Below are 25,876 nucleotides of genomic sequence, written 5' to 3'. Positions count from 1 at the left end.
CAAGCTCCCGTTCGAGTCCCGTGCCTGCAAAACATCTCACTCTCTAATAAACACAATAAGAGGTCAGGAGTGATGGCACCCTTTATTCGCGGTCTTTGCCGGCCGTCTGTATTTGTAGTGTCTTGTTGTTTCCCTTTTTGCGTATCCCATGCCATGCAATTCCAATGGGGGGACGTCGAGGGACAGTTCGATTCCTCGCTGTCGTTTGGTGTGAGCCTGTCCACGTCAAACCCCGATCCTGATCTGCATACCAGTGCCAACAGTGACGATGGCCGTTTGAACTTCGGCTCGGGCGATGTGTTTTCGGCGCCGCTCAAAGGGACTCATGATCTGGAGCTCAAGCACGATAACGTCGGTGTTTTCCTGCGCGGAACCTATTGGTACGACACGGCCCTGCGTGACCACGACCAACGCTTCAAGAACGTCGAGGACAATAATCGCAAGCGTTCGGCCAAGACCGCGGGCGCGCAGTTGCTCGATGCCTTCGGTTACTACCTCTATGACATCCAGGGGCAACCCGGCTCGGTACGCTTGGGCAAGCAGGTGGTGAACTGGGGAGAAAGTACCTTCATCCAAGGTGGCCTCAACGTGATCAATCCTTTCAACCTCTCGGCCTTGCGTCGACCTGGTTCGGAAGTGAAGGATGCGCTGGTGCCGGTGAACCTGTTCTACGTTACCCAGAACCTGACCGAGGCGCTGTCGTTCGATGCGTTCTACCAGTTGGATTGGGAACAGACCCAGCTGGACAACTGTGGGACCTATTTTTCCAATAACGACTTTTTGCCCGATGGCTGCGATGGCCTGGATGTCGGGGCGAAGTTGCTCGGTAATGCTGCTGCCGTGGCCGGGCTGACGCCGTTTGGGGTCAACCTGACCGAAGAGGGCGTCCGCATTCGCCGGGCCAGTGACCAGGATGCACGCAATACGGGCCAGTGGGGCGTCTCCCTGCGCTGGTACGTGAGCGCGCTGGATACCGAATTCGGCGTCTATGCGGCCAACTACCACAGTCGAACGCCGTACATGGGGACCATTAGCAGCCCGTATTTCAACAATACCGGCTTCGCGTCGCAATTGTGCGGCAACCTGGGCATCGGGCCGGCCGGTTGTGGTGCGTTCCTGAATTCTTCGTCAGGGCAATCGCTAGCGGGGGCGCTACGGCTGGGTACGGCCCAGTACATGGTGCAGTATCCGGAGGATATCCGCCTCTATGGCCTGTCGTTCGCCACCACTCTGCGCAGTGGCACGGCACTGCAAGGCGAACTGAGCTATCGGCCGAACATGCCGATGCAACTGAACGGCACCGACATCATCCAGTCGCTGCTCAATGTCGATGCGCGTTCGCCTCTCGTCGGCGACGGGCTGCGACCCGACCAGGCAGGCGCTGCATTCGATGGCTATCGGCGCAAGGAAATGACCCAGTTGCAAGTCAGCGCGGTGCATTCTTTCAACCAGGTGATGGGGGCCAGTCAGCTGTTCCTGGTGGGCGAAGCGGGTGCGACCTATGTCGGTGGGCTGGAAGGCCGCTATGGGCCGCGCTACGGCCGATCCGGCACGTTCAATAGCGGCGAGCTGGCCGATAACAGCGTTTGCCAGGCCATCTCCAAGACGCCGCAGCACTGTAATGACGAAGGCTTTCTCACGCCGTTTTCCTGGGGCTATCGGCTGCGGGCGACCTGGGTCTATCCAAACCTGATCGCAGGCTTCGACCTGCGCCCGAACCTCTCCTGGTCCCATGACGTGCATGGCACAGGGCCGGTGGAAGGTTCTGCATTCAGTGAAGGCTCCAAGGCGATCAGCATCGGCCTGGATGCCACGTTGGCCAGTACCTATAGCCTGAGCCTGGCGTACACCGACTATATCGATGGCGACTATGGCACCCGTGGCGATCGCGACTTTGTCTCGATCGGCCTGGGCATCACCTTCTGAGGAGGTAGCGATGAGAACATGCATGGTAGTGCTTGGCATGCTGGTGGTGATGGGCGCGCAGGCGGCCGGCCAACTGCCCGAAGAATTGACCCCCGTAGGTGCCGAGCGTGGCGCCAGCGCCGACGGGCGTATTCCCGCCTGGCAAGGCGGACTGGCGAGCTCCCAGCAACGCTTGGGAAGCAACGGCACGCCGCTGGATCCTTATGCCGACGAACAACCCCTCTACCGGATCACGGCGCATAACTACCTGCAGTACCAGGACCAGCTGTCTGCCGGCCAGATCGCCTTGCTCAAGCGCTTTCCCGACAGCCTCGATCTACCGGTGTATCCCACCCACCGCAGTGTCGCGGTACCTCGTGAGGTCGCCGTTTCCGCCGCGCACAATGCCGGGCGGGTGCGCTTGAGAGACGACGGTAACGGGTTGCAAGGGTTCAGTGGGGTGATCGCCTTCCCCCAGCCCAGCAACGGTCTGGAGGTGATCTGGAACCATTTGACCCGCAGCCGCAACGCCAGCTACAGCTTGGTCTGCGACAGTGTCACACCGCAGAAGAACGGGCGCTTCGTACTGATGAGCGCCCGCCAGGATTTCGCCCGCCCCGAGAGCCTGCAGGGCAAGGCTGCGGACAACATCCTTTATTACTTTACCTATCGCATGACCGCTCCGTCCCGGCTCGCCGGTGACGCGATGGTGGTGCATGAGACACTCGACCAAGTGGCCGAGCCACGCCTGTCCTGGGTCTACAGCGCCAGTCAGCGACGGGTGAGGCGGGCCCCGGCACTGGCCTATGACACCACCGGCCCAGGCACGGCAGGCCTGCGTACGGCAGACAGCCGCGACATGTTCAACGGCGCGCCGGACCGCTACGACTGGACGCTGGTGGGCAAGAAGGCACTGCATGTGCCGTACAACAGTTATCGCCTGGCCTCGCCGAGCCTGCGCTACCGTGAGCTGATCCAGCCTGGCCATGTCAATCCGCAACCCACCCGTTACGAGTTGCACAGGGTGTGGGTCGTCGAGGCGACCCTCAAGCCTGGAGCTCAACATGTCTATGCCAAGCGGCGGTATTACATCGACGAAGATACGTGGGCGATCCTGGAGGCGGATTTGTACGACCGCAATGGAACGCTCTGGCGCACGTCCCAGGCCCACAGCTTCTATCATCCCGTTGGCGAGGCCGTGGTCAATGCCATGGAGGTGACCTACGACCTGAAAAGTGGTCGCTACCATGTCTCAGGGCTGACCAACGAGCAGCGTCAACCCTTCGTCTTCAACCTGCGTACCAGTGTGTCTTTCTTTTCCCCTGGTGCCTTGCGCAGCTTTGGTGTGCGCTGATGGCCTCCCATGAACCGCGTCCGATGGGGTTGCAAATCTTGCTTGGCGGTGGCGAAGCGCCCGACCCCCGCTTCACCCTGGCGAACGAGCGCACTTTCCTGGCCTGGATTCGCACGGCGTTGGCCTTGCTCGGGGGTGGGGTCGCCATCGAAGCCTTTGGCGCACAGGCTTTCGAACCCCGTCTGAGAATAGCCATGGCGATGAGCCTGGTGGTGCTCAGCCTGTTGCTGAGCGCCGGTGCATGCCTGCGCTGGCTCCAGGTGGAACGGGCGCTGCGCCAGCGCCGGCCGCTACCTTTGCCCGCGCTGGTACCGGTATTGGCCATGGGTAGTGCATTGGCCGCCGTGTTGGCTGGCAGCATGTTCTGGTGGTGCTGGGGTGACTGACCCGGGTTTGCAGGCCGAGCGAACCGAGCTGGCCTGGCGACGCACCGCGTTGGCGTTGACGATCATCGTTTGCCTGGCCTGGCGTGCCGAGGCACCGCTGCTGGCGAGCCTGGCCCTGGTGGCCGTGCTGGTGCTGCTAGGGAGGCAAGGGCGCCGGTATCGGCAAGGGCTGCAGATGCTCGAGAGCGAATGCGCGCACGCTGTGCCAGGGATGATCCTGGGGCTCGGCGGGACGGTTTGCGTGCTGGCGATGGCGGCGCTGTGGGGGCTTGCGAGCGGCGTTTGAACAGGGGCTGGCAGCGTGTCGGCTGCCAGCCTGCCAGCATTCAGGGCGTCACTATGTTGAAGCGGGCATCGGCTTCTTCCAGCCCACCCATCAAGCGCAGGAACTTCAGGCGCTCACCTTTGATCGTGATGTCGCCCAGCGTCGCCTCCTTGAGAAAACCGGTCTGCTTCAACGCAATCCGGTCCAGCGTGGCCTTGCTCATGGTGACTTCGACATCTGCCTGGGCGTGTCGGGCCAGGTCTCGGTGAGTGAGCACGCCATTGCGCAGGGTCAGGGCGTAATCCTCGTCCAGGTCGGTGAATCGCCAGTTGATGGTCAGGTCATTGTCCGCCGCGCTCAGGGCATTCACACGCACCCCCAAATAATCGAAGAACAGCGTTGGCGTCAGGGCGCGCACCATGTCATCGGCGTTGCCACGACCACCGGTAGTGGCGGCAACGCCGCCACGCAGCTCCTGGGCACCGCTGAGGTAGGCGTTGCGCCAGGTGGCATTCTCGCTCTGGTAGCCCAACTGTTCCAGGGCGTCGGCTTGGAGTTCACGGGCCTCGCTGTTGTCGGGCTCGGCGAAGACCAGGTGATTGGTCAACTGGGCAACCCAGCGATAGTCGCCCTCACCGAAGGCCTTGCGCGCCTGACGCAGTACCTGCTCGCTACCGCCCATTGCCGCGACATAGCGAGCCCCGGCCGCTTGTGGGGGCAAGGGGTTCAGGTTCGCCGGGTTGCCATCGTAAAAGCCCATGTAGCGCTGATAGACGGCGCGCACGTTATGACTGAGCGAGCCGTAGTAGTCGCGGCTGTACCATTTGGCGGCCAGCCGTGGTGGCAAGGAGGTCAATGTGTCGGCGATCTCCATGGGCGTCAGGCCCTGGTTGATCAGGCGCAGGGTCTGGCTGTCGATGAAGGCGTACATGTCGCGCTGGTCGGCCAGGTATTCGCGGATGGCCGGACCACCCCAGGTGGGCCAATGGTGCTGGGCGAAGACGACCTCGGCCTTGTCGCCATAGCGCACCAGTGACTGGTCCAGGTAGTGCGCCCAGATCTTTGGGTCGCGCACCAGAGCGCCGCGCAGGGTGAGCACATTGTGCTGCACATGGGTGGCATTCTCGGCCATGCACAGGGCCTTGAAGCGCGGGAAATACAGGTTCATCTCTGCCGGCGCCTCGGTACCGGGGGTGAGCTGGAATTCGACCTCGACACCGTCGAGGGTCAAGTGTTCCAGCGGTTGGCTGATCTCCCGGGTCGGGGCGATCAGGCTGACCGTGGCATTGGCCGGTACACCCTTGCCCAGACCTGCATCCACCTGGCCGCGCTCGCCTCGCGGGAGCCCTGCGCCGTACATGTATTGGGCGCGGCGCTTCATGGCCGGGCCCGCCAGGACGTTCTCGCCGATGGCATGCTCGAAGAAACCTTGTGGGGCTATCACCTGGACTTTGCCTGCCTTGACGTCCGCCTCGTCGATCACCCCGCGCACACCACCGAAGTGATCCACGTGCGGGTGGGTGTAGATCACGGTCGTGACCGGCTTGCGCGGGCGGTGCTTGAAGTACAGCGCCATGCCGGCCTTGGCGGTCTCCACCGACAGCAGCGGATCGAGCACGATCAGGCCGGTGTTGCCCTCGATGATGGTCATGTTGGCCAAATCCAGGCCGCGGATCTGGTAGATGCCTTCGGTGACCTGGAACAAGCCGGCGATGCGATTGAGCTGGGCCATGCGCCACAGGCTGGGGTTGACGGTCGCGGGCGCCGCGCCTGGGTTCAGGAACGCGTACTGGCCCATATCCCAGACCGTCTTGCCTTCGGCATTGCCGATGACGCCGTCATAGCGCTCCACCAGGCCGCGTTCGGCGGACTCGAAGTCTCCCCGGTCGGCGAACGGCAAGCGCTGCAACCACTGCTGGTTGTTCTGCAAAGTAAAGGCCGTGGCATCCTTGGCGGGCGTGGTGGCGAAGCTTGCCAGCGGTGTCATCAGGGCAAGCGCAAGCAAAGACGGAGGGAGGCGCATCGGGGAGTCCTTTTTCTTGTTGGAGTGACCGTCGTCACCCGGTTCGTCGACCCGGGCGGCGTCCCACTGTAGGGAGCCGATCAAGCCACAGCCAATACCAGAGCGGCATGGCGACCATCGTGCTTTGCGATGGATCAGCCCGGTGCGATCGCAAGGATCTGCTCCACCAGCCAGGCCAGGGCCGGGTCATGCTGACGGTGGGTGAGGTGGACCAGCTCGAGGGCGAAAGGCTCCAGCGCGAACGGTAAGTCATACAACGCCAAGGGCAACAGCGTGGCGAACTGCCGTGCCAGTTGGGTCGGCAGCACGACGCAAAGGTCGGTGCTGGCCGCCAGGTGCGCGGCTTGCAGATAGTTGGGCGTGGTATAGACGATCCGCCGCGCCAGGCCCTGTTCGGCCAGCCATTGGTCAACCATGCCACGCGTCTGGCCGCCATGCACCCATAGGTGGCGCAGGTCAAGGAAGCGCTCGAGGTCAAGGGGCCCGTCGAGCATCGGATGTGCCTGGCGTACCGCCACTTGCAAGGTCTCGCTGCGCCAATGGTGGCGGCTGAAACGGGCCGGCACTTCGTCGAAGCGGCCCAATACCAGATCCAGTTCACCTCGATCCAGCGCTTCGGCCGGCAGGTGTGGAGCCAGGTGCAGGACGTCGATGCGCACATGCGGTGCCAGCGTCTGCAGACGGGCGAGCAATGTGGGCATGCACAACTGCTCGACGAAGTCCGTGAGGGCGATGCGCAACTGCTGGTGGCTGCGCAAGGGGTCGAACGCCTCCGCGGTCGAGAGCGTTTGTTCGATCTGCTGCAGGGCTGCCCGTATCGGTGCTTCCAACGCCAATGCCCGAGGTGTCGGGCGCATACGCCGGCCGACGCGCACCAACAGCGGGTCGCCCAGCAGCGTGCGCAGGCGGGCCAGAGCGTTGCTCACCGTAGGCTGGGTCAGCGCCAGGCGCTCGGCCGCGCGCGACACATTCTGCTCACGCAGCAACATGTCGAAGATACGAAGCAGGTTCAGATCGAAGTTCATATTATTCATATGGAAAATATATGGCATATGAAAATGAAATTTCAAAAATACTTGCGACCTGCATAGGGTGACGGCTGTCCCTTTGAGCAGCAGGAGCAGCGCGCGTGAGTACCCCCTTCGACATTCAGCAAGTCGCCGTAATCGGTGCTGGCACCATGGGTCGCGGCATCGTCGTCAGCCTCGCCAGTGCGGGGCTGCCCGTGCTGTGGCTGGAAAGCAATGCTGCGACACTGGAGGCTGGCCTGGCGATGGTTAGCCAGACTTGGGCTCGGCAGGTCGACCGCCAGCGCATCACCCAGGCCCAGGCCGATGCCAACCTTGCACGGGTGCAGGCAGTAGACGGTTACGCAGCCTTGTCCCACGCCGACCTGGTGATCGAGGCCGTGTACGAGAGCCTTGCGCTCAAACAGGAGATCTTCCGCGCGCTGGACGCTCATCTCAAGCCACAGGCGATTCTGGCCAGCAATACATCGGCGCTGGACATCGACGCCATCGCTGCCGTCACGGCCCGCGCTTCCCAGGTGCTTGGGCTGCATTTCTTCAGCCCGGCGCACGTCATGAAACTGCTGGAAATCGTGCGTGGCGAACAGACCGCCAACGAGGTGCTGGAGGTGAGCCAGGCACTGGCAGCACGCCTTGGCAAGGTGGCGGTGGTAGCGGGCAATTGCCCGGGTTTCATCGGCAACCGTATGTTGCGCACCTATGTCGCCGAAGCGCGCAAGTTGCTGCTTGAAGGCGCCTTGGCGCACCAGATCGATGAAGCCCTTCAGAGGTTCGGCTTCGCCATGGGACCGTTCCGGATGTACGACGTGGTCGGCATCGACCTTGAGTGGCGTGCTCGCCAACTGGCAGGGCAGGGCATGGAGTCGCCGTTGGTGCAGGTGGACAACGCACTGTGCGCGCTTGGCCGTCTGGGCCAGAAAGCCGGGAAAGGTTATTACCGTTATGCCCCCGGCAGCCGCGAGGCCGAACACGATCCTCAGGTCGATGCCTTGGTGCTCGAGGTTTCACACGAGCTCGGCTACCGCCGCCGAGACATCGATGAGCAGGAGATTCTGGAGCGCTGCCTGTTGGCGCTGGTCAACGAGGGGGCGAAGATCCTCGAGGAAACCATCGCCACCAACGCCCATGACATCGACCAGGTCTGGCTCAATGGCTACGGGTTCCCCGCCCAGGCCGGCGGGCCGATGAGCTGGGCGGATGCGCAAGGTGTCGCGAGTATCCTCGGGCGCCTGGAGCGCTTGCAAGGTGTGTTGGGCGAGCATTGGCGACCCGCGGCGTTGTTCTACCCGTTGGTGGCCGGTGGCAAGCGCTTGGCCGATGTGCAGGAGGGCCGGGTATGAATTATCGGGCGCCTTTGCGCGAGATGCGTTTCGTGCTGCACGAACTGTTCGATGTCACCCAGCACTGCCAATTCCTGGGCACCGGGCTGGATCGCGATACCCTCGATGACGTGCTGGAAGAGGCCGCGCGTTTTGCCGGTGAGGTGGTCGCCCCGCTCAATCGCGACAGCGACGAGCAAGGGTGCAGCCTGCAGGACGGCCAGGTCCGCACGCCGGATGGCTTCCGGGAAGCCTACCGACAATACGTGGATAACGGCTGGGCGGGCATGACCGGGCCACAAGCATACGGTGGCCAGGCCTTGCCGCAGATGGTCGCGGCCTGCTTCCACGAGATGCTGATGGCCGCGTCGCTGTCCTTTCGCATCTATTCGGGGCTGACCGAAGGCGCTGTGTTGGCGCTGCATCGCCATGGCAGCGAAGCACTGAAGCACACATGGTTGGGCAAGCTGGTCAGCGGTGAATGGACCGGCACCATGTGTCTGACCGAACCCCAGGCCGGCACCGATCTGGCTTTGTTGCGCACCCGGGCAGAGCCACGGGCCGATGGCAGTTACAGCATCATCGGCAGCAAGATTTTCATCAGCGGCGGCGACCAGGACCTGACGGACAACATCGTCCATCTGGTCCTGGCCCGCCTGCCCGATGCGCCGGCCGGGGTGAAGGGCATAAGCCTGTTCCTGGTGCCCAAGGTCTTGCCCGACACTGGCCTTGGCAATGCCCTGGGTTGCGGTGCTCTTGAGCACAAGATGGGCATCAAGGGCGCTTCGACCTGTGTGATGAATTTCGACGGTGCCCAAGGCTGGTTGGTGGGGGAAGCCAACCAAGGGTTGGCCTGCATGTTCACGATGATGAACGATGCGCGTTTCCAGGTTGGCCTGCAGGGTCTTGGTATCGCCGAAGCGGCCTTCCAGGGAGGCTTGGCCTACGCGCGCGAGCGTTTGCAATCGCGATCGCTGAGCGGTGCCGTGGCGCCTGAAAAGGCTGCTGATCCGATCATAGTCCACCCCGATGTGCGGCGCATGCTGCTGACCCAGAAGACGCTGACCGAAGGTTGCCGCATGTTGGCAACCTATACCGCACGCCAGTTGGACCTGGAACAGGGTGCGCCGCACCCTCATGAGCGCCACCAGGCCGGTCGCCGTGCTGCCTTGCTCATTCCTGTCGTCAAGGCATTCTTCACCGATGTCGGCCAGGAAGTGGCAAGCCTGGGTGTACAGATACATGGCGGGCACGGGTATATCCGTGAGTGGGGCATGGAGCAGTTGATGCGCGACAGTCGCATCACCCAACTCTATGAAGGCACCAACGGTATCCAGGCACTGGACCTGGTGCGGCGCAAACTGATCGGTGATGGCGGTGCCGAGCTCAACGGGTTGATCGACGAGCTTGCCCTGCACGCCGATGCAGCGGGAGCCCAGGCCTCGTTGCAGGCCATGGGCGCCGCAGTCAGCCAGCGCCTCGATGAATGGCGTGTGCTGGGCGAGCGCGTCATCGAACGCTGCCAGCACGACCCCGAGGAAATCGGCGCCGTCTCGGTGGACTTCCTCGCCTACTCGGGCTACGTCCTGCTGGCGGCCTTCTGGCTGCAAGCGGCCAGGCATGCCGATACCGCGTTGACGCAGGGTAGCGACGAAGCTGCGTTCTACCAGGCCAAGCTGCAGGCTGCCGAGTTCTATTGGCGCCGGATATTGCCTCGTGCCACTGCCCACCGAGAAGCGTTGTTGGGCGGCGCGGGCTGCCTGATGACGATCCCCGAGAGCGATTTCGCTTTCTGAGCACCCCTGCCTCTACTGGAACAAGGAGCAACCGACATGCAGCCGTTCAGTTTTGCTACCGCTGGCCAGATTCTCAGCGAGGCCGGGGCCGTGCGACGTCTGGCCAGCCTGTGCCGTGAGCGCGGCGCGCGCCGCGTGCTGATCGTCACCGACCCGGGCATTGCCCGCCTGGGCATGCTCGACGACCTGTTGCCCGGCTTCACGGCCGCGCAGGTGGGTGTAGCGATTTTCACGGAAGTCGCGGCCGACCCCGGCCAGGCTTGCGTGCTCGCCGCGGTGAAGCGTGCACGGCATATCGGTGCCGACCTGATCGTTGGCTTCGGCGGCGGCAGCTCCATGGATGTCGCCAAGCTGGTCGCCCTGCTGGCGCATCCCGAGAGCCGTCAGCCGCTCGAAGCGCTGTACGGTGTCGATCAGGCCAAGGGCCAACGCTTGCCGCTGATACAAATACCCACCACAGCCGGTACTGGCTCGGAGGTGACACCGATCGCCATCGTGACCACCGCTGGCAATGTCAAGATGGGCGTGGTTTCGCCGTTGCTGTTGCCGGACCTGGCGTTGCTCGATGCCGACTGCACCTTGGGCCTGCCCGCCGCCGTAACGGCGGCGACGGGGATCGACGCCATGGTCCATGCGATCGAGGCCTACACCAGCAAGCTCAAGCGCAACCCGCTGTCCAGCCTGCTGGCCCGTGAGGCGCTGCGGTTGTTGGCCAGCAATCTCGACCAGGCGGTGTACAACGGCGGTAACCTTCAGGCGCGTCAGGCCATGCTGCTGGGGGCCTGCCTGGCCGGGCAGGCGTTCGCCAATGCACCGGTGGCAGCCGTGCACGCGTTGGCCTACCCGCTGGGCGGGCATTTCCATATTCCCCATGGTCTGTCCAATGCCTTGGTACTGCCACATGTGCTGCGTTTCAACTTGCCGGTGGCGGCAGCTGACTATGCCGAGTTGGCGCCGGCCCTGTTGGGGGAACGCCTGCGTGCTGGTGACCGCCATTGTCAGAGCGAGCAGTTCGTCGCGGAGCTGGCTGAGCTTGGGCCACGGTGCGGGCTGCCCGGGCGCTTGCGGGATGTCGCGGTCCCCAGGCACAGCCTCGGTCAATTGGCCGAGGATGCCATGCGCCAACAACGGCTGCTGGTGAATAACCCACGTGAAGTCACCGCCGCCGATGCTCTGACCATCTACGAGGCGGCTTACTGATGGATGAAACCAGGCAGCGTCAGCGCTATCGGCACTTCACCACCATCACCACCCGTTGGCACGACAACGACCTCTATGGCCATGTGAACAACGTCATTTATTACGGTTTCTTCGACAGTGCGGTGAACCGCCTGCTGGTCGAGCATGCAGGCCTGGACATCCACGCCGGGCCGGTGATTGCCCTGGTGGTCAGCTCCAACTGCCAATACCACGCCTCGGTCGCGTTCCCCCAGCCCATCGAGGTCGGCCTGGCGATCAGCCGGTTGGGTAACAGCTCGGTGCATTACCAGCTTGCGGTGTTCCGCGAGGCGCATGAGCAAGCCTGTGCCACCGGCAATTTCGTGCATGTCTTCGTCGACCGCGATAGCCGTCGCCCCACGCCGATACCCAGCCGTTTACGCCAGGTATTGAGCGATCTGCTGCAGGATTGATGCTTATTTCACGAGGAAGCCGAACCATGAAAGATGCGGTTATCGTTTCAACTGCTCGCACACCGATCGCCAAGGCCATGCGAGGCGCATTCAATACCCTCAAGACACCCAGCATGACTGCCATCGCCATCCGTGCCGCCGTCGAGCGGGCTGGTATCGAAGCCCAGCAGATCGAGGACCTGGTGCTGGGCACCGCGATGCAGAGCGGTACCGCTGCGATCAACCCGGCGCGCCTTTCGGCCCTGGCGGCGGGCTTGCCGGTGTCGGTGAGCGGGCAGACCATCGACCGTCAATGTGCGTCGGGTTTGATGGCCATCGCCATCGCTGCCAAGCAGATCATGGTCGATGGCATGGAAGTGGTCATTGGTGCGGGGCAGGAGCAGATCAGCCTGGTCCAGGAGGCCCACAATCGACTGGCGAGCCAAGCCCAGGATGGCAATGTATTGCGCATGAGCGAACATGCCTACATGCCCATGCTGCAGACCGCCGAGCTTGTCGCACGCCGTTATGGCATCAGCCGCGATGCGCAGGATGCCTATGCCGTGCAATCCCAGCAGCGAACATCGGCTGCCCAGGTGGCTGGCCTGTTCGATGAGGAAATCGTGCCGGTCACCACGCGCTGCAAGGTGGTCGACAAAGCGAGCGGGGCGGTCAGCTATCAGGACGTGTGCCTTGCACGGGATGAAGGTAACAGGCCCACCACTACGTTCGCTGACCTACAGGCCCTCAAGCCGGTACTCGAAGGCGGCTGCGTGACGGCCGGCAACGCCAGCCAGCTTTCCGATGGTGCCAGCGCCTGTGTATTGATGGAGGGCACTGCCGCTGCGCGCCGGGCGCAGGCGCCATTGGGTCTTTATCGCGGGATTGCAGTGGCAGGGCTGGCGCCGGAGGAAATGGGGATCGGGCCTGTGCTGGCGGTGCCCAAGCTGCTCCGCCAACACGGCCTCACGGTGGACGATATTGGCTTGTGGGAGCTCAATGAAGCTTTTGCCTGTCAGGTCTTGTACTGCGCCCAGCGCTTGGGGATCGACCCGGCGAAGTTGAACGTCAACGGCGGCGCCATCGCCATTGGGCATCCCTATGGCATGAGTGGGGCGCGGATGGTGGGGCATGCACTGCTGGAAGGAAAGCGGCGCGGGGTCAAGTTCGTCGTGGTGACGATGTGCGTGGGCGGCGGGATGGGGGCTGCGGGATTGTTCGAAGTGTTGTGACAGGGATATTGCCAGGCCCAGAAGGGTTCAGGGCAGGGGCGCAGCTACGCCCGGGACGTGCCGTGAAAGCTGGCATGGAAAGGCTGCCCGGCTGTTGGCCGGGCAGCCGGGACAGGCTCAGCGCACCAGGCAGGGGCGCTTGTTGTCGAAGGTCCAGCCGGGGATGAGGAACTGCATGGCGACGCTGTCGTCGCGCGCGCCCAGGCCCATCTGGCGATAGCATTCATGGGCCTTGGCCAACTGGTCTTCATCCAGTTCGATGCCCAGCCCCGGACGCTGTGGCACCTTGACGAAACCATCGACGATCTTCAGTGGCTCACGGGTCAGGCGTTGGCCGTCCTGCCAGATCCAGTGGGTATCGATGGCGGTGATGTCACCTGGAGCGGCAGCGGCCACCTGGGTGAACATCGCCAGCGAGATGTCGAAGTGGTTGTTCGAATGCGAACCCCAGGTCAGGCCCCAGTCATGGCACATCTGGGCGACCCGTACCGAGCCCTGCAGCGTCCAGAAGTGCGGGTCGGCCAGGGGAATGTCCACCGATTGCAACTGGATGGCGTGGCCCATCTCACGCCAGTCCGTGGCGATCATGTTGGTGGCGGTGGGCAGGCCGGTGGCGCGGCGGAACTCGGCCATCACTTCGCGGCCTGAGTAGCCATTCTCGGCGCCGCACGGATCCTCGGCGTACGCCAGCACCTGATGCTTGTCACGGCACAGGGCAATGGCCTGCTTGAGTGACCAGGCGCCATTGGGGTCCAGGGTGATGCGTGCGTCGGGGAAGCGTTCGGCCAGGGCGGTCACCGCTTCCATTTCCTCCTCGCCGCGCAGTACGCCGCCCTTGAGCTTGAAGTCGCTGAAACCGTAGCGGGCGTGGGCGGCCTCGGCCAGGCGAACCACGGCCTCGGGCGTCAAGGCGCGTTCGTGGCGCACGGCGAACCATTCATTGTCGGCATCTGGTTCGCTGCGGTAGGCCAAGGTGGTGTCGTTGCGATCGCCGATATAGAAGAGGTAGCCGAGCATCTTCACGGCATCGCGCTGCTGGCCTTCGCCGAGCAGGGCGGCCATGGGCACGCCCAGGTGTTGGCCGAGCAGGTCGAGCAGGGCCGACTCCATGGCCGTCACGGCGTGCACCGTGATGCGCAGGTCGAAGGTCTGCAGGCCACGGCCGGCGGCGTCGCGGCTGGCGAAGGTCTGGCGCATGGCGTTGAGCACGCGCTGGTAGTGGCCGATAGGCTGGCCGATCACCAGGGCGCGGGCGTCTTCGAGGGTCTGGCGGATGCGTTCGCCGCCGGGCACTTCACCCAGGCCGGTGTTGCCGGCGCTGTCGCGCAGCACCACCACGTTGCGGGTGAAGTACGGCCCGTGGGCGCCGCTGAGGTTGAGCAGCATGCTGTCATGGCCAGCCACCGGGATGACGCGCAGCTCGGTGACCACCGGCGTGCCCTTGTCGAGCGACTGTGTGGCGTGATGCGGGGAAGTCTGGATGTTCATCTAAGCGTACCTGCAGGTTTCAGTGGCTTTGGCTCAGGGCCGAGTGGGAGTTGGGGGCGTCTGCGCTTTTAGGGCGGGTCCGTACGAAGAAGACCAGGATCGCTGCCAGGATCGACGTCGCCGCCAGGGCATAGAGACCTCCTTGGATCGAGCCGGTCTGCTGTTCCAGGGCGCCGAAGGTGGCCGGTGCAACGAACCCGCCGAGGTTGCCCAGGGAGTTGATCAGGGCGATCACTGCTGCGGCGATGCGGGCATCCAGGTAGGCCTGTGGGATCGGCCAGAACAGCGAGGAGGCCGACTTGAAACCGATGGCGGCAAAGCACACGGCGATGAAGGCGAATACCGGTCCGGCGGTGGTGGACAGGAACATACCCAAGCCTGCGATCAGCAACGCTGCTGCGACCCAGGCTTGCTGGAACTTCCAGCGCGCGGCCATGGCTGCGAAGGCGTACATGGCGATGATCGCGATCAGCCAGGGGATCGAATTGAGAAGCCCCACCTGCATGTCGCTCAGGCCACCCATGGCCTTGATGATGCTCGGCAGCCAGAAGGTGGCGGCGTAGATGGTCAGCTGGATGCAGAAGTAGATCACGCAGAACAGCACGATCTGGCGGTCACGCAGCAGGTTCCACAGCGACGGCCGTGGGCCGCTCATGGCTTCGCGCTCCTGTTGCTCGCGTTCGATGGCCTGTGTGAGCGCGTGCTTTTCCTCGGTGCTCAGCCATTTCGCATCGGCAGGGGTGGAATCCAGCCAGAACCATACGGCAAAGCACAGCAACACCGAGACCATGCCTTCGATGAACAGCATCCATTGCCAACCGTGCAGACCAAGGCCTTGGATTTGCATCAAGGCACCGGCCAGTGGACCGGAGATCAGCGACGCGGCGGCCGAGCCACTGAGGAAGATGGCGATGGCCTTGCCGCGTTCACCTGCCGGCAGCCAGCGCGTGAAGTAATAGATGACGCCAGGAAAGAAGCCGGCCTCGGCGACCCCCAGCAAGAAGCGCAGGATGTAGAACTGGGTTTCGTTCTGCATGAAGGCGGTGGCGCTGGCACCAGACCCCAGGTCAGCATGATGCGGGTCAGCCACAGGCGTGCGCCGACCCGCTGCAGCAGGATGTTGGACGGCACTTCGAACAGGGCGTAGCCGATGAAGAACAGGCCGGCACCCAGGCCATAGGCGGCCGCGCCGATTCCCAGGTCACTTTCGATGTGTGGGCGGACGAAGCCGATGTTCACCCGGTCGATGTAGTTGACGATGAACATGATGACGAACAGGGGCAGCACATGGCGCTTGACCTTGGCTACCGCACGGCCGAGAACGTCGTCCTCGGCGGCCGGCTCTACGAGCTGGTGCATGACCGATCTCCCACTAGTTGTTTTTGTGCGGGGTTGGATTTGAATAGCTTGTATGACATGTCGAGGTCAATCATAGGAGCGGACCTTGTTGTACGACAAGTAGAATTTTCACGGAAAAAATCAAAATACAACTGACAGAAAGGAGGTAATTACGCCAATTATGTAGCTATATTCGCTTAACTGGTAATTTTATAAGTGCTGCAAAAAGACCAGTGCGAACCAAAAATATACTGTTGTCATACAAGTTGGCTTGTTAGACTTCGCGCTATCGACATTCCCTCGTGCGGAGATACACATGGCATCACAGCCACGCAAGCGCAGCCATACGCGCGCCCATGACCTGGTTTCCGACTTAACCCAACGCATCCTCCTGGGCATCTTCAAGCCGGGCGACAAGCTGCCTTCGGAAAGCAGCATCGTGCGTGAGCAGGGTGTCAGTCGTACGGTGGTACGCGAGGCGCTGTCCAAGCTGCAGGCCTCAGGCCTGGTGGAGACGCGCCATGGCGTGGGGACCTTCGTCCTCGAGCGGCAGCGCCAGGCAGGCCTGCACCTGGGAATCGAGACCGCTGTGGGAGTGCGCCAGGTGCTGGAGTTGAGGATCGGCATCGAAGGCCAGGCCGCCGCCTTGGCGGCGTTGCGCCGTACCGATGAGCAGATGCGGCGCATGCGTCAGGCGCTGGATGACTACCAGGACCTGGCTGCCGCGGGCGACAGCTGCATCGAGGCCGACCGGCGTTTTCACCTGTTGATCGCCGAGGCCACGGGAAATGTCTACTTCACCGAGGTGATGAACCAGCTGGGACGGGCGATGATCCCGCGCGATCGCATCGATCCGGCCGAACGAGCCGGCGCCAACCTGGCCCGGCATGCCTACCTTGCCAACCTGGAGCACGAGGCGATCCTCAATGCGATTCGCCGGCAAGACCCCGATGCCGCGAGGGCCGCCATCTGGCTGCACCTGGCCAACAGTCGGGACCGGTTGCTGCCTGATATCGGCAGTGTCGCGCACGCGAGGTGAACGCGCGGGGTTACAGGTACCGCGGCCCGATGTAGGAGCGGCCTTGTGCCGCGATGGGCCGCGAGGCGGCCCTGGGGTTTGTAGCGCGGTTGCGTGTGTTCAGTCCCAGGCCGGCGCCAGGCCGTCAGGGCTGACTTCGCGGCCATTGCGCTCGAGGGTGGCGATACGTGCCATGTCTTCGTCGTCCAGGCGCAGGTCGCGGGCGAGCAGGTTGCTGGCCAGGTTCTCGGGCTTGGTGGAGGAGGGGATGACTGCATAGCCCAGCTGCATCGCCCAGGCCAGGGCGACTTGCGCCACGGTGGCTTTGTGCTTGGCGGCGATTTGTGCCAGCACGGGGTCTTTGAGCACCTTGCCGTACGCCAGGGTCATATAGGACGTCACCGTGATGCCTTGCGTCTTCAGGAAGTCGGTCAGCTTGGCATTCTGCAGGTACGGGCTGAGTTCGATCTGGTTGGTGGCGATCTCGCCTTTGCCGACCACCTCGATGGCCTGGCGGGTCAGCTCGATGTTGAAGTTGGATACGCCGATCTGGCGGGTCAGGCCTTGCTGCTTGGCTTCGGCCAGTGCACTCATGTACTCGCCAAGTTCGACGCCATTGCCCGGGGCCGGCCAGTGGATCAGCAGCAGGTCGACATGGTCGGTGCGCAGCTTGGCCAGGCTTTCGCGCAGGCTCGGGATCAGTTTGTCGGCCGCATAGTTGTCGACCCAGATCTTGGTGGTGATGAACAGTTCGCTACGTGGCACGCCGCTCTGGGCGATGGCTTGCCCAATGTCGGTTTCGTTGCCGTAGATCTGCGCCGTGTCGATAACGCGGTAGCCCAGCTCGAGCGCGGACTTGACCGAGTCGATGACGGCCTGGCCGGTGAGGCGGAAAGTGCCGAGGCCGAAGGAAGGGATGCTCATTGATCTGCTCCTGGTGAGTATGACAGGGATCGAATCCAGGGCCCTGAGGGATGGAATCGGTCGAATTGAGAGCAGTGTGCGGGTTTGTCGTGGATTGATTAAGACGCCGAGGGGTCAAGGTCATTTGAGCTGGAGTCACGAATGATGCCGTGGCTCGTGAGTGAAACCTGTGCAATGGGTCTGCACGATGCAGAAACGACACGGCCCGCCTGAGGGCGGGCCGGTCGATGCAGCGGGTGGCGATCAGCGACGACGGAACAGCGGCAGCGGCTCGTCCGTGGCGCCCTGGTAGGTCACCGAGAAGTCCTTCAGGCCTTGCAGCGCGTCTTCCGGGTCCTTGTCGGCACGGATGGCGAAGGCGTCGAAGCCGCAGCGGGCCATGTAGAACAACTGGTCGCGCAGCACATCGCCGATGGCGCGCAGCTCGCCCTTGAACTTGTAGCGGTCACGCAGCAGGCGCGCATTGGAGTAGTTGCGCCCGTCGGTGAATGCCGGGAAATTCAGGGCGATGACCTGGAAGTGCTGCACGTCGTCACCGATTTCCTCGGCTTCCTCGTCGCTGTCCAGCCACACGCCCAGGCCGCCGTCTCGGGCCTTGAGCGCGTGGGCATGGTCACGCCACATCTGCAGCGGGACGATGTAGTCGTCGCAGTTGGTCAACTCGTCGAACGACGTTTGCTTGGGCAGAAGGTGCCAGGTTTCGTCGACCAGTTGGTTGTTCTTAATGATTCGCTGCATAGACGCGTTCCTTGAAAGGGTCGATACCGATGCGCTGGTAGGTGTCGATGAAGCGTTCTTCCTCGGTACGCTGTTCCACGTACACGTCGATCAGCTTCTCGATCACGTCGGCCATTTCGTCCTGGGCGAAGGACGGGCCGAGGATCTTGCCCAGGCTCGCATCGCGCGCGGCATTGCCGCCCAGGGAAACCTGGTAGAACTCCTCGCCCTTCTTGTCCACGCCAAGGATGCCGATGTGGCCGACGTGGTGGTGGCCGCAGGCGTTCATGCAACCGGAGATGTTCAGGTCGATTTCGCCGATGTCGAACAGGTAGTCCAGATCGTCGAAGCGGCGCTGGATGGATTCGGCGATCGGAATCGACTTGGCGTTGGCCAGGGAGCAGTAGTCGCCGCCCGGGCAGCAGATGATGTCGGTCAGAAGGCCCACGTTCGGGGTGGCGAAGCCCAGCTCGCGCAACTCCAGCCACAGGGCGTGCAGCTGGCGCTGCTCGACGTCGGCAAGGATGATGTTCTGCTCGTGGGAAGTGCGCAGGAAGCCGAAGCTGTAACGCTCGGCCAGGTCGGCCACGGCGTCGAGCTGCTTGTCGCTGATGTCCCCCGGGGCGACGCCGGTAGGCTTGAGCGATAGGGTGACGGCGACGTAGCCAGGCTTCTTGTGGGCGCGGGTGTTGCGCGCGCGCCAGCGGGCGAAGCCAGGGTAGTCCTGGTCAAGCGGGGCGTAGTCGACGTTGTCGAGGGCCAGGTAGGCCGGGTCGACGAAGTGGCGCGAGACGCGCTGCAGTTCCGCTTCGGTGAGGGTGGTCGGGCCGCCGCGCAGGTGGACCATTTCGGCCTCGACCTTCTCGGCGAACACTTCCGGGGTCAGGGCCTTGACCAGGATCTTGATCCGCGCCTTGTACTTGTTGTCACGACGGCCGTAACGGTTGTACACGCGCAGGATGGCATCGAGGTAGCTGATCAGGTCCTGCCAGGGCAGGAATTCATTGATGAACGAGCCCACCACCGGGGTACGGCCCAGGCCGCCGCCGACCAGGACGCGGAAGCCCAGCTCGCCGGCCTCGTTGTACACAGGCTCCAGGCCGATGTCGTGCACTTCGATGGCCGCGCGGTCTTCCTTCGAGCCGTTGATGGCGATCTTGAACTTGCGCGGCAGGTAGGCGAATTCCGGGTGGAAGGTGGTCCACTGGCGAACGATCTCGCACCATGGGCGCGGGTCGATCACTTCGTCGGCGGCAACGCCGGCGAACTGGTCGGTGGTGGTGTTGCGCAGGCAGTTGCCGCTGGTCTGGATCGCGTGCATCTGCACGGTGGCGAGCTCTGCCAGGATATCCGGGATGTCTTCCAGCGCCGGCCAGTTGTACTGCACGTTCTGGCGGGTACTGATGTGGGCGTAGCCCTTGTCGTAGTCGCGGGCGATCCTGGCCAGCACGCGGACCTGGCGGGCGTTGAGCTGGCCGTACGGCACGGCGACCCGCAGCATCGGGGCGAAACGCTGGATATAAAGGCCGTTCTGCAGACGCAGAGGGCGGAATTCTTCTTCGCTCAGCTCACCGGCCAGGTAGCGGCGGGTCTGATCCCGGAACTGCTTGACGCGGTCCTCGATGATCCGCTGGTCGTACTCGTCGTATACGTACATATAAGTCCTGTCTCAGGCTGCAGGCAGCTATTCGCGCGCACGGCCGCGCACTCCGCATCGGAGCCGAGGCACGATATCAGGTTGTGTTTATGCGCTAAAGTGATGTTTTTGCATATGAAAAGAACCAATCGGACTAAGTGAGACTGACTGCCATTTCCTCCCGTCCTCGCTGGGTCTGTTTATAATCCCAGGTTTGCTTCGCAGGGATGTATTCGCATGCTCAAGGCCTTGTGCCGGAGCCTGTGCCTGAGCCTGCCCCTGGCATCGGCGAGCGCACAGGCGGCCTCCGTGGTGTTCCTCAACCCGGGCTATTCCAACGAAACGTTCTGGGTGGGTTATTCGCGCTTCATGCAGGCGGCGGCCGACGAGTTGGGCATGGAGCTGCAGATCGAATACAGCGAGCGGCGCACGGACCTGGCCTTGACCCAGGCCAAGACCGCGCTGGCCGGGCCTCGGCGACCGGATTACCTGGTGCTGGTCAACGAGCAGTATCTGGCCCCGGAAATCATCCGCCTGTCCCAAGGCCTGGGCGTCAAGCTGTTCCTGGTCAACAACGGCCTGACCGAGGCCCAGGCGCAGAGCATCCAGGCCCAGCCGGGCAGGTTCGCGCCCTTGCTCGGCACGTTGACCGGCAATGACGAGCAGGCCGGGTACCAGATGCTGCGCGAAATGGTCGCGTTGTTGCCGCCTGGCACCGGCCCGGTGGACCTGGTGGCGTTCTCCGGGGTCAAGAACACGCCGGCATCGCAGTTGCGCGAGCAGGGCATGCGCCGCGCCTTGGCCGATTTCCCCCAGGTACGCCTGCGCCAGGTGGTCTATGGGGGGTGGAATCGCCGGCGTGCCTATGAGCAGGCCCAGGTGCTGCAGGCGCGTTATCCGCACACGCAGTTGGTGTGGGCGGCCAACGACGAGATGGCCTTCGGTGCCATGAAGGCGTTCGAGGAGGCGGGGCGGATTCCTGGTCGGGACGTGATCTTCAGCGCCATCAACGGCTCGCCCGAGGCCCTGCGCGCGCGTATCGAAGGGCGCCTGGGGGTGCTGATGGGCGGGCATTTCACCTTGGGCGGCTGGGCCATGGTCATGCTCCACGACGATGCCCAGGGTCTGCCGATCAACCGTGACGGGATGAGCGAGCATCGGATCCCGGTGTTGCAATCGATCGACCAGGACAAGGCGCGGCGTTGGCTCGACTTGCTACAGCAGGACGACCTAGGCATCGATTTTCGCCGTTACAGCGCCCAGGGCCGCCCGGCCGACTTTCGCTACCCATTTTTGGCGTCGCCCGTCGAGTATTGAAAACCCTGCTTGAGGGAAGGGCATTGCTGGTCTTAACTGCTGGTTGAAGTGCATTCCCATAACCACTACAAGAGGCAATGCAATGGGAAACTCGACCAAGTTGCGCAAAGCTGACAGCAGTGTCGACGCCTGGGCGATCCTCTGCCTGATCATCCTCGTCGTTGTGGCCGCCGTGTATTGGGTCAGCCACCAGTAACGCCGTTTTCTTCAGACCGTGAGTGAAACCCAGAACCGCCTGCGGAAGGGACATCCGCGGGCGGCTTGCGTTTCAGCGGGCGGTGAGGTGTAGGGCCAACTGCACCAGGCCGATCAGCACCAGGATGAACACCAGCGTGAACAACGTGCCGAGCGCGATGAAATGGCTAGCCTTGCCATGGGTGAAGTCGCGGGCGCGGTTCTTGCCACTTTGCACGCCGAAGGCGGCGGCGAGGATGCTGTGCAGCATCTGCCAGAAGGTGGGGGCTTTGCCTGGGTCTTTGTCGTCCATGAAGGGCTCCTGGAAACAGAGGCAGTCAGGGACAGTGTAGACCGGTGTTTGGAAGGGCTCGCTGAGCCCCAATCGCGGGACAAGCCCGCTCCCACAAGGACCTGCAAAATCAAAAAGTTATCCGTTGTTCTATGGGAGATCACCCAGCCCTTCCGGGCTGCGCTGGTCCCCCTGTGGGAGCGGGCTTGTCCCGCGATTGGGCTGCGAAGCAGCCCCGTGTGCGATCAGCTGTCGTAACCCAGATTCGGTGCCAGCCAGCGCTCGCTGACGCTGACGTCCTGCCCCTTGCGCGCGCTGTAGCGCTCGATCTGGTCCTTGTCGACCTTGCCCACGGCGAAGTACTGGGCCTGTGGGTGGGCGAAGTACCAGCCGCTGACCGCCGCTGCGGGGAACATGGCGAAATGCTCGGTCAGGTACACGCCGCTTGGGCCGGTCTGGCCGATGGCCGTGCCATCGAGCAGGCGGAACAGCGTGGCCTTCTCGGTGTGGTCCGGGCAGGCCGGGTAACCCGGGGCAGGGCGGATGCCGCTGTACTGCTCCTTGATCAGCGCCTCGTTGTCCAGCTGCTCGTCCTTGGCATAGCCCCAGTACTGCTTGCGCACCTGCTCGTGCAGCCATTCGGCGCAGGCTTCGGCGAGGCGGTCGGCCAGGGCCTTGACCATGATCGAGTTGTAGTCGTCGCCTTTCTCCTGGTAGGCCTTGGCCACTTCCTCGGCGCCGATGCCAGCGGTGGTGATGAAGCCACCGACGTAGTCGGTCAGGCCGCTGTCCTTGGGGGCGACGAAGTCGGCCAGGGAGAAGTTGGGCTTGCCGTCCGGCTTGATGGTCTGCTGGCGCAGGTGGTGCAGGGTGGCCAGCTTCTCGCCGCTGTCGCCGTACACCTCGATGTCGTCATGGGCGACCTGGTTGGCTGGCCAGAAGCCGAACACCGCCCGGGCGCTGATTAGCTTCTCGTCGATCAGCTTGTCGAGCATCTCGCGGGCGTCCTTGTACAGCGCCGTGGCGGCCTCGCCGACCACTTCGTCGGTGAGGATGCGCGGGAACTTGCCGGCCAGGTCCCAGGAAATGAAGAATGGCGTCCAGTCGATGTATTCGGCCAACACGCGCAGGTCGATGTCGTCCAGCACCTTGACGCCGGTGAAGGAGGGCACCGCCGGGGTGTAGCCGGCCCAGTCGTATTGCGGCTTGGCGGCGATGGCCTGGTCGTAGCCCAGGCGTTCGGTGCGGGCGCTGCGGTTGGCGGTGCGCTCGCGCACTTCCACGTATTCCTGGCGGGTCTTCTCGACGAAGGCCGGCTTGAGTTCCTTGGACAGCAGTTGGGTGGCTACGCCTACCGCGCGCGAGGCATCGGTGACGTAGACCACGGCATCGTTGCTGTACTTGGGCTCGATCTTCACGGCGGTGTGCGCCTTGGAGGTGGTAGCGCCGCCGATCATCAGCGGCAGGTCGAAGCCTTGGCGCTGCATCTCGCGGGCAACGTGGACCATCTCGTCCAGCGACGGGGTGATCAGGCCGGACAGGCCGATGATGTCGCAGTTCTGCTCGCGTGCGGTCTGCAGGATCTTTTCCGCCGGCACCATCACACCCAGGTCGACGATGTCATAGCCGTTGCAACCGAGCACCACGCCGACGATGTTCTTGCCGATGTCGTGCACATCACCCTTGACCGTGGCCATGAGGATCTTGCCCTTGGCCTCGGGGGTGTCGCCTTTCTCGGCCTCGATGAAGGGGATCAGGTGGGCCACGGCCTGCTTCATCACCCGGGCGGACTTGACCACCTGGGGCAGGAACATCTTGCCTGCGCCGAACAGGTCGCCGACCACGTTCATGCCGCTCATCAGCGGGCCCTCGATGACCTCGATGGGGCGCGCGCACTGCAGGCGGCACTCCTCGGTGTCCTCGACGATGAAGGCGGTGATGCCCTTGACCAGCGCGTGCTCAAGGCGCTTTTCAACCGGCAGGGCACGCCATTCTTCGTTTTCCACTTCTTTGGCTGCGCCGCCGCCCTTGTAGTCGTCGGCGATGGCAAGCAGGGCGTCGGTGCCGTGCGGGGTGCGGTTGAGCACCACGTCCTCGACCTTTTCGCGCAGCGCGGCGGGGATCTCGTCGTAGATCTCCAGCTGGCCGGCGTTGACGATGCCCATGGTCAGGCCGTTCTTGATGGCGTGGTAAAGGAACACCGAGTGGATCGCCTCGCGCACCGGGTTGTTGCCACGGAAGGAGAACGACACGTTGGACACACCGCCGCTCGACAAGGCGAACGGCAGATGCTCGCGGATGTAGGCGCAGGCTTCGATGAAGTCCACGGCGTAGTTGTTGTGTTCCTCGATCCCGGTGGCCACGGCGAAGATGTTCGGGTCGAAGATGATGTCTTCTGGCGGGAAGCCCACTTCATTGACCAGAATGTCGTAGCTGCGCTGGCAGATTTCCTTCTTGCGCGCGGCGGTGTCGGCCTGGCCGACCTCGTCGAACGCCATCACCACCACTGCGGCGCCGTAGCGCTTGCACAGGCGGGCATGATGCTTGAACTGCTCGACGCCTTCCTTCATGGAGATCGAGTTGACGATGCCCTTGCCCTGGATGCACTTGAGGCCCGCCTCGATCACTTCCCACTTGGAGGAGTCGATCATGATCGGCACGCGTGAGATGTCCGGCTCGCCGGCGATCAGGTTGAGAAAGCGGACCATGGCAGCCTGCGAGTCGAGCATGCCTTCGTCCATGTTGATGTCGATCACCTGGGCGCCGGCCTCGACCTGTTGCAGGGCGACTTCCAGGGCTTCGGTGTAGTTCTCCTCGCGGATCAGCCTGGCGAACTTGGCGGAGCCTGTGATGTTGGTGCGCTCACCGACGTTGACGAACAGCGACTGGCGATCGATGGTGAACGGCTCCAGGCCCGACAGGCGGCAGGCCTTGGGAATGTCCGGGATCTGACGGGGCTTGTACTTGGCCACGGCCTCGGCGATGGCCTGGATGTGCGGCGGCGTGGTGCCGCAGCAGCCGCCGATGATGTTGAGGAAGCCGCTGGCGGCGAACTCCTCGACCACCGCGGCCATTTCCGCCGGGGTTTCGTCGTACTCGCCGAAGGCGTTGGGCAGGCCGGCGTTGGGGTGGGCCGAGACGTGGGTGTCGGCCTTGGTGGCCAGCTCTTCCAGGTACGGGCGCAGGTCCTTGGCGCCGAGGGCGCAGTTCAGGCCCACCGAGATTGGCTTGGCGTGGCGCACCGAGTTCCAGAACGCCTCGGTGGTCTGCCCGGACAAGGTGCGACCGGAGGCGTCGGTGATGGTGCCGGAGATCATGATCGGCAGCTCGACGTCGTCTTCCTCGAACACCTGCTGCACGGCGAAGATCGCCGCCTTGGCGTTGAGGGTGTCGAAGATGGTCTCGATCAGCAGCAGGTCGGCGCCGCCTTCGATCAGGCCACGGGTGGCCTCGGTGTAGTTCTTCACCAGTTCGTCGAAGGTGACGTTACGATAGCCCGGGTCGTTGACGTCCGGCGAGATCGAGCAGGTGCGGCTGGTCGGGCCGAGCACGCCGGCGACGAAGCGGGGTTTGTCCGGGGTTTCCAGGGTCTTGGCGTCGGCGACCTGGCGGGCGATGCGTGCACCTTCGACGTTGAGCTCGTACACCAGCGCTTCCATGCCGTAGTCGGCCTGGGAGATTTGCGTGGCGTTGAAGGTGTTGGTCTCGAGGATATCGGCACCGGCGTCGAGGTAGGCCTTCTCGATCGAGGCGATGACATCGGGGCGGGTGAGCAACAGCAAATCGTTGTTGCCCTTGACGTCGCTTGGCCAATCGGCGAAGCGCGTGCCACGATAGTCGTGTTCCTCCAGACGGTAGCTTTGGATCATAGTACCCATGCCGCCGTCGAGGATCAGTATGCGCTCCTTGAGTGCGTGCTGGAGTGCTTGTAAACGAGCGCTGCGGTCGGACATAGGAACTACCTGGTCGGGCAAAATTCAGAAGGTGCTGAATAATAACAAAGCTGCACGGATTTTAGACGTGTTGGCCATTTGCATGAATTTCGTTCATGTTG

General features: G+C 63.3%; 19 protein-coding genes and 1 pseudogene. 11 read left to right on the top strand and 9 right to left on the bottom strand.

The window, feature by feature from the left end; all coding sequences use genetic code 11:
* Positions 1–153 precede the first annotated feature (153 nt).
* From IRZ56_RS00800 to IRZ56_RS00785, 4 genes are read left to right on the top strand one after another with little or no spacing between them, the layout of a single operon-like run.
* Positions 154–1,926 carry a DUF1302 domain-containing protein gene (locus tag IRZ56_RS00800; protein WP_230390295.1) on the top strand — a complete coding sequence of 591 codons (1,773 nt, stop codon included), beginning with the start codon at positions 154–156 and terminating at the stop codon, positions 1,924–1,926.
* A gap of 10 nt (positions 1,927–1,936) precedes the next feature.
* Positions 1,937–3,259, top strand: coding sequence for a DUF1329 domain-containing protein (locus tag IRZ56_RS00795; protein WP_419183242.1), 1,323 nt, complete (start codon positions 1,937–1,939; stop codon positions 3,257–3,259).
* Positions 3,259–3,645, top strand: a complete 387-nt coding sequence (locus IRZ56_RS00790; protein WP_196143157.1) for a YidH family protein — start codon at positions 3,259–3,261, stop codon at positions 3,643–3,645. The genes IRZ56_RS00795 and IRZ56_RS00790 overlap by 1 nt, the downstream gene beginning before the upstream one ends.
* Positions 3,638–3,931, top strand: a complete 294-nt coding sequence (locus IRZ56_RS00785) for a DUF202 domain-containing protein (RefSeq protein ID WP_328310339.1) — start codon at positions 3,638–3,640, stop codon at positions 3,929–3,931. Before IRZ56_RS00790 ends, IRZ56_RS00785 begins: the two co-directional genes overlap by 8 nt.
* Positions 3,932–3,971: 40 nt before the next feature.
* On the opposite strand, the gene IRZ56_RS00780 is transcribed toward IRZ56_RS00785, so the two are convergent.
* Together IRZ56_RS00780 and IRZ56_RS00775 are read right to left on the bottom strand one after the other, a co-directional pair.
* A complete protein-coding gene (locus tag IRZ56_RS00780; RefSeq protein ID WP_196143156.1) occupies positions 3,972–5,933 on the bottom strand; it encodes an alkyl/aryl-sulfatase in 1,962 nt (653 codons plus the stop codon).
* A 134-nt stretch (positions 5,934–6,067) separates the two neighbouring features.
* On the bottom strand, positions 6,068–6,985 hold the full coding sequence (locus IRZ56_RS00775; RefSeq protein WP_196143155.1) for a LysR family transcriptional regulator: 918 nt from the start codon (positions 6,983–6,985) through the stop codon (positions 6,068–6,070).
* Positions 6,986–7,062: 77 nt separating this feature from the next.
* Between IRZ56_RS00775 and IRZ56_RS00770 the strand changes: the two genes are divergently transcribed.
* From IRZ56_RS00770 to IRZ56_RS00750, 5 genes are read left to right on the top strand one after another with little or no spacing between them, the layout of a single operon-like run.
* Positions 7,063–8,301: a 3-hydroxyacyl-CoA dehydrogenase gene (locus IRZ56_RS00770; protein WP_196143154.1), complete on the top strand. Its 1,239-nt coding sequence runs from the start codon at positions 7,063–7,065 to the stop codon at positions 8,299–8,301.
* A complete protein-coding gene (locus IRZ56_RS00765; protein ID WP_196143153.1) occupies positions 8,298–10,076 on the top strand; it encodes an acyl-CoA dehydrogenase C-terminal domain-containing protein in 1,779 nt (592 codons plus the stop codon). The genes IRZ56_RS00770 and IRZ56_RS00765 overlap by 4 nt, the downstream gene beginning before the upstream one ends.
* Positions 10,077–10,112: 36 nt before the next feature.
* Positions 10,113–11,276 carry an iron-containing alcohol dehydrogenase gene (locus IRZ56_RS00760; protein WP_196143152.1) on the top strand — a complete coding sequence of 388 codons (1,164 nt, stop codon included), beginning with the start codon at positions 10,113–10,115 and terminating at the stop codon, positions 11,274–11,276.
* Complete coding sequence (locus tag IRZ56_RS00755) at positions 11,276–11,707, top strand: acyl-CoA thioesterase (RefSeq protein ID WP_196143151.1); 432 nt, start codon at positions 11,276–11,278, stop codon at positions 11,705–11,707. The genes IRZ56_RS00760 and IRZ56_RS00755 overlap by 1 nt, the downstream gene beginning before the upstream one ends.
* Before the next feature lie 26 nt (positions 11,708–11,733).
* A complete protein-coding gene (locus IRZ56_RS00750; protein ID WP_196143150.1) occupies positions 11,734–12,918 on the top strand; it encodes an acetyl-CoA C-acyltransferase in 1,185 nt (394 codons plus the stop codon).
* A 117-nt stretch (positions 12,919–13,035) separates the two neighbouring features.
* On the opposite strand, the gene gudD is transcribed toward IRZ56_RS00750, so the two are convergent.
* Entirely contained in the window at positions 13,036–14,406 is a 1,371-nt protein-coding gene (gudD, locus tag IRZ56_RS00745; RefSeq protein ID WP_196143149.1) for a glucarate dehydratase, read from the bottom strand.
* A gap of 19 nt (positions 14,407–14,425) precedes the next feature.
* Positions 14,426–15,765 (bottom strand): annotated as a pseudogene (locus IRZ56_RS00740) (MFS transporter).
* A gap of 295 nt (positions 15,766–16,060) precedes the next feature.
* On the opposite strand from IRZ56_RS00740, the gene IRZ56_RS00735 reads away from it, so the two are divergent.
* Complete coding sequence (locus IRZ56_RS00735; RefSeq protein WP_196143148.1) at positions 16,061–16,783, top strand: FadR/GntR family transcriptional regulator; 723 nt, start codon at positions 16,061–16,063, stop codon at positions 16,781–16,783.
* A gap of 99 nt (positions 16,784–16,882) precedes the next feature.
* On the opposite strand, the gene dkgB is transcribed toward IRZ56_RS00735, so the two are convergent.
* The 3 genes from dkgB to IRZ56_RS00720 form a co-directional block, all read right to left on the bottom strand.
* Positions 16,883–17,686: a 2,5-didehydrogluconate reductase DkgB gene (gene dkgB, locus IRZ56_RS00730; protein WP_196143147.1), complete on the bottom strand. Its 804-nt coding sequence runs from the start codon at positions 17,684–17,686 to the stop codon at positions 16,883–16,885.
* A 243-nt stretch (positions 17,687–17,929) separates the two neighbouring features.
* On the bottom strand, positions 17,930–18,424 hold the full coding sequence (locus IRZ56_RS00725; protein WP_196143146.1) for a DUF934 domain-containing protein: 495 nt from the start codon (positions 18,422–18,424) through the stop codon (positions 17,930–17,932).
* On the bottom strand, positions 18,408–20,060 hold the full coding sequence (locus IRZ56_RS00720) for a nitrite/sulfite reductase (protein WP_196143145.1): 1,653 nt from the start codon (positions 20,058–20,060) through the stop codon (positions 18,408–18,410). The genes IRZ56_RS00725 and IRZ56_RS00720 overlap by 17 nt, the downstream gene beginning before the upstream one ends.
* A 216-nt stretch (positions 20,061–20,276) precedes the next feature.
* Here IRZ56_RS00720 and IRZ56_RS00715 point away from each other — a divergent pair, with 216 nt between their 5' ends.
* Positions 20,277–21,356, top strand: coding sequence for an ABC transporter substrate-binding protein (locus IRZ56_RS00715; protein ID WP_196143144.1), 1,080 nt, complete (start codon positions 20,277–20,279; stop codon positions 21,354–21,356).
* A 268-nt stretch (positions 21,357–21,624) separates the two neighbouring features.
* On the opposite strand, the gene IRZ56_RS00710 is transcribed toward IRZ56_RS00715, so the two are convergent.
* Positions 21,625–21,843 carry a DUF2970 domain-containing protein gene (locus IRZ56_RS00710; RefSeq protein ID WP_196143143.1) on the bottom strand — a complete coding sequence of 73 codons (219 nt, stop codon included), beginning with the start codon at positions 21,841–21,843 and terminating at the stop codon, positions 21,625–21,627.
* 224 nt (positions 21,844–22,067) lie between these two features.
* Positions 22,068–25,775, bottom strand: coding sequence for a methionine synthase (metH, locus tag IRZ56_RS00705; RefSeq protein ID WP_196143142.1), 3,708 nt, complete (start codon positions 25,773–25,775; stop codon positions 22,068–22,070).
* Between the last annotated feature and the right edge of the window lie 101 nt (positions 25,776–25,876).

Source organism: Pseudomonas guariconensis (assembly GCF_015680235.1).
GTDB classification, from domain to species: Bacteria; Pseudomonadota; Gammaproteobacteria; order Pseudomonadales; family Pseudomonadaceae; genus Aquipseudomonas; species Aquipseudomonas guariconensis_A.
This window is presented reverse-complemented; position numbering and strand designations above follow the sequence as displayed.